The sequence below is a fragment of the Spongiibacter pelagi genome (assembly GCF_014705705.1).
Lineage (GTDB): Bacteria > Pseudomonadota > Gammaproteobacteria > Pseudomonadales > Spongiibacteraceae > Spongiibacter > Spongiibacter pelagi.
This window is the reverse complement of sequence record NZ_JACXLD010000044.1, coordinates 1-1,407: the sequence shown is the minus strand read 5'-3', so window position 1 is coordinate 1,407 and position 1,407 is coordinate 1. Positions and strand designations below refer to the sequence as shown.

The following is a 1,407-nucleotide window of genomic DNA, read 5'->3' as shown; positions in this document are numbered from 1 at the left end:
CCTTGCTGGTTGATGAAGTACTGCCTGAACAACCCATGCGTCAGTGGGTGTTGAGTTTCCCGTTTCAGCTGCGTTTCCTGTTTGCCAGCCGGCCCGAGATCATGGGGCGGGTGCTGGGCATCGTTTACCGCGTCATTGCCACGCACCTGGTCAAGAAAGCGGGCCATACCCACCAAGTGGCCAAGACGGGCGCGGTCACCCTGATCCAGCGTTTTGGATCGGCGCTCAATCTGAATGTTCACTTCCACATGCTGTTTCTCGACGGTGTGTATGTCGAGCAATCCCACGGCTCAGCGCGTTTCCGCTGGGTCAAGGCGCCGACCAGCCCAGAGCTCACCCAGCTGACGCACACCATCGCCCACCGGGTGGGTCGCTATCTGGAACGGCAAGGCCTGCTGGAACGGGATGTCGAAAACAGCTATCTGGCCTCGGATGCGGTGGATGACGACCCGATGACACCCCTGCTGGGGCACTCGATCACTTACCGTATCGCTGTCGGTTCACAGGCGGGGCGAAAGGTGTTCACTTTGCAAACTCTGCCGACCAGTGGTGATCCGTTCGGTGACGGGATTGGCAAGGTAGCCGGGTTCAGCCTGCACGCCGGCGTGGCGGCCAGGGCCGATGAACGCAAGAAGCTCGAACGGCTGTGCCGGTACATCAGCCGCCCGGCGGTATCCGAGAAGCGGCTGTCGTTAACACGAGGCGGCAACGTGCGCTACCAGCTCAAGACGCCGTACCGGGACGGCACCACGCACGTCATTTTCGAACCATTGGATTTCATTGCAAGGCTGGCCGCCCTGGTACCGAAGCCCAGAGTCAACCTAACCCGCTTCCACGGGGTGTTCGCACCCAACAGTCGGCACCGGGCGTTGGTCACGCCGGCAAAACGGGGCAGGGGCAACAAGGTCAGGGTGGCTGATGAACCGGCAACACCAGCACAACGGCGAGCGTCGATGACATGGGCGCAACGGCTCAAGCGTGTTTTCAATATCGACATCGAGACCTGCAGCGGCTGCGGCGGCGCCATGAAAGTCATCGCCTGCATTGAAGACCCTATAGTGATCAAGCAGATCCTTGATCACCTGAAGCACAAAGCCGAAACCAGCGGGACCAGGGCGTTACCCGAAAGCCGGGCGCCACCGGCTGAGCTGCTCCTGGGTCTGTTTGACTGACGAGCCTGAAGGCCAACGATACCAATCAAAATGCTGCGTTCACAGCGCCGCGGCAGGGATCCGCCGTGCTGGTTGTCGGAAAAGGAGCCGCTAGTGGGAAAGAGGAGGGTAAATTTTCAGCGTTGCTGGCTCCCCGTCAGCCGGATTGGGTTGCATCGCAGGGGTGTCGAAAGAGTCAACTGCGGTCCAAAGCTGTTGGACTTGGGTGAAAAGGGCGTTTATTCTTCCTATACGT

Annotated in this window: 1 protein-coding gene; it reads left to right on the top strand. The window is 60.0% G+C overall.

Annotation, left to right across the window (positions count from 1 at the left end):
* A partial coding sequence (locus IB286_RS15350; protein WP_223826460.1) for an IS91-like element ISCR2 family transposase occupies nucleotides 1-1,172 on the top strand: 1,172 nt, incomplete at its 5' end.
* Nucleotides 1,173-1,407: the final 235 nt, after the last annotated feature.